Source organism: Actinomycetota bacterium, from assembly GCA_036280995.1.
Classification (GTDB): Bacteria; Actinomycetota; CALGFH01; order CALGFH01; family CALGFH01; genus CALGFH01.
Genome location: DASUPQ010000074.1, coordinates 1 through 3,031, shown reverse-complemented (window position 1 = coordinate 3,031; position 3,031 = coordinate 1). Strand labels below are relative to the sequence as shown.

1 protein-coding gene and 1 pseudogene are annotated in these 3,031 nt (G+C 73.0%); one reads left to right on the top strand and one right to left on the bottom strand.

Features of this window, described 5'->3' with window-relative positions:
• Nucleotides 1-121: 121 nt before the first annotated feature.
• Nucleotides 122-1,072, top strand: a pseudogene (locus tag VF468_02080) (oligosaccharide flippase family protein).
• Nucleotides 1,073-1,462: 390 nt separating this feature from the next.
• On the opposite strand, the gene VF468_02075 reads toward VF468_02080, so the two are convergent.
• Complete coding sequence (locus VF468_02075; GenBank protein ID HEX5877104.1) at nucleotides 1,463-2,869, bottom strand: acyltransferase; 1,407 nt, start codon at nucleotides 2,867-2,869, stop codon at nucleotides 1,463-1,465.
• Between the last annotated feature and the right edge of the window lie 162 nt (nucleotides 2,870-3,031).

Here is a 3,031-nt window from a genome sequence, read left to right as displayed (position 1 = left end):
GTCCCTGGCTGCTGTTGCGGGCGGCGGCCACCCGGAACGGCGAGCTCGCGCTGCTCGGACAGGCCGAGGTGCGCGGGATCCTGCCAGGCATCATCGCGGGCCTGCGGAGCGCGGGGCGGTCATGAGGGGCTCGCTGGCCAGCCGGACGGGTAGCGCGCTGCTCTGGAACGGCGCGGGACTCGCCGCGACGAGGCTGATCTCGCTGGTCCGGTTCGTGGTGCTGGCCCGCCTGCTCACGCCGGAAGACTTCGGGCTGCTCGCGATCGCCTGGGTGGTGATCGAGCTGCTGCTCACCCTCACCGACGTCGGCATGGTGACCGCCCTGGTGCAGCGCGACCGGGTCGACGAGTCGCAGTTCGACACGGCCTGGACAGTTGGGATCGTGCGGGCGCTGGTGGTCGCCATCGTCCTTGTCGTCGGGGCGCCGTTGATCGCCCAGTTCTTTGGGGAGCCGCGAGCGGCCAGCATCCTCCCCCCGCTCGCGGCCGCCCCGGTCCTGGCGGCGTTGGCCAGCATCAAGATCGCCGACCTGACCCGGAACCTCCAGTTCCGGAAGCTGACCTTTATCCGGGTGCCCGAGGCCGCGGTGGAGGCCGTGGTATCGATCGCCCTGGCGACGCTGCTCGGCGTCTGGGCGCTTGTTGTCGGCGTGCTGGTCGCGAACCTCGTCCGGGTGGCGCTGTCGTACCTGGTGGCTCCGCACCGGCCGCGGATCTCCTTCGATCAGGGCGCGGCCCGATCGCTGTTCCGGTTCGGCCGCTGGCTGTTCGCCGTGGGCGTCCTCGGCCTGGCCGGCGAGGCGCTGCTGCGCGCCGTGATCGCCCGGCGTCTGGGCACCGCCGAGCTCGGCATCTTCTACCTGGCGATGCGCCTGGTCATGCTCCCGCTGACCTCGGTCGAGAGCGCCGTGGGGTCGATCGGGATGCCGCTGCATGCCCGCCTGCAGGCCGACCCGGTGCGCAGGACCCGGGCCCTGCGCACCTCCCTGGTCGGGATGTTCGCCCTGCTCATCCCCGGATATGTCCTGCTCATCGTGCTCGCCCCGTCACTGGTCAATGAGGTGCTGGGAGCCCGCTGGGCCGGCGCCGAGCTGCCCATCCGGGTGCTGGCCGCCGGTGCCGCGATCCGCGTCATCGCGGCCGCGTGCGAGCCCATGGCGGTGGGGATTGGTCGTCCCCAGCCCGCCGCCGCCTTGGCCGCCGTCAGGCTGGTGTTGGTTGCGGGGCTGGGTTGGGCCCTCGCCGGCGCGGCCGGCCTTGTCGGCGCCTCGGTGGCCTGGCTGATCACCGAGGTGGTGGTTGCCATCGGCTGGTTGCTGGCGACCCGCAACATGGTGGTCCGCCCGGTCACCGGGCTGGGCGCCCAGGTGCTCGCGGTGCTGGCGGCGGCCGCCGCCGCGGGCCTTACCGCCCTGGGGTTCGACCGGCTGCTGTCCGGCCTCCCGGCGCTCGTCGTCGCCGGGTCATTGGGGTTGGCCGTGGCCGGGGGTGTGCTCTGGGCGCTCGATCGGCGGCTGGACACCGGACTGGCGCGGGAGCTGGCCGCGATGTTCCCGGCGCTGGCCGGACGGCTGGCCCGTGCCCGCGACCCGGGCTGACCTGCTGTTCCTAGGGCGCCGGGGTCCGGTTGCGCCCCGCTTGCGCGCCATCGCCGGCCGCTCGACGAATCGATAGGTGAGGGCGGCCAAGGCCCCGGCGCCGGCGGCGAGCACGACCAGGTTGACGACGAACCCACCGGCTCCGGGCCGTGTCAGGCCATGCTCGCGGAGCCAGTACACCAGCGGCTCGTGCCACAGGAACAGGCTGTAGGAGACCAGGCCGACCACCACCAGGGGCCGCGTGTCCAGCAGCCACAGGAGCCGCCGCCGTCGCGACGGCCCCGGGTCGGGCAGGACGACGACCGCCAGCAGCAGCGAGCACGAGACCGCCATGAGGACGTCGTACTTGGCCACGCCGAGGCCCATGCCCTCCGGGACGATCCACACCGCCGCCAGCGCCGTGGCGCCGGCCGCGGCCAGGGCGCCGGCTCGCCACCATCTCGGCAGGGTCACTGCGCCGTCCCTGACCTCGGTGTGCAACACGGCAAGGGCCATGCCGAAGGCGAACAGGTCGGCGTTGGCGGGGAAGCTGCGCGCCAGCACCGAGGGCCAGTCCGCCTCCCACCCGGAGCTCGAGCCGGCGACGAGGTTGGTGACCGCCTTGGCGCCCAGCCCCAGGAGCAGGATGGCGGCGGCAGGCGCCAGCGCGGCCCGACGGCGCCCCAACCGGCTGGTCGCGGGCCGGGCGAGCGTCATGGCCAGCAGGGCCAGCGCCGGCAGGGCGAGGTAGAAGGCGACCTCGATCACCAGCGACCACGCTGGCCCGATGCCGGTCAGCAGCGTGTTGCGGTCGTAGCTCTGGACCAGCAGGACGTTCTTGACCATCGTGTCCGGCTCCCGGGCGAGCGACCCGAGCTGGAGCCCCGGCGTGTCCTCGCGAAGCAGCGCCACCTGGAGGACGACACCGCTCAGCAGCAGGATGACCCAGTAGGCGGGCAGGATCCGCAGGGCGCGGTTGCGCAGGTAGCCGCCGATGCCGGGTCCGGGAGCGGCGCGCAGCACCGCGGCCGCGAAGGGCCGGTACAGGAGGAAGCCGGACAGCGAGAAGAACAAGATCACCCCGACCGCGAGATGGGGCATGACGCCGGTCAGGGGCCCCAGGCGCGGGCTGGTCCCGTCGGGACTGCCGAAGAGCCAGCAGTGGTACACGAGGACACTGCCGGCGGCGACGGCGCGAGCGCCTTCGATCCCGGGCAGGCGGGAGCCGGATGACGGCGGCACGACAAGCCGCAGCGGCCTGCGGTCATCATCCCGCTCGGGTGCTCCTCCCATGTCCTCCCTGGCGGTGCGCCATCGCCACGACCCCCTACGGCGCGCTATTCAACTGGTCATCTCGGCCCCTGGCAAGAGGCCTGTGGCAGCCCGTGATAGCCTGACGTGCCGTCAGCCCCGCTGTTCGGATGAGAGGATCGGCACGACGTTGGCCGAGCGCGA

Coding starts and splice junctions, on each gene's coding strand:
- VF468_02075 (HEX5877104.1), bottom strand. CDS start 2,869: ATGGGAGGAGCACCCGAGCGGGATGATGACCGCAGGCCGCTGCGGCTT.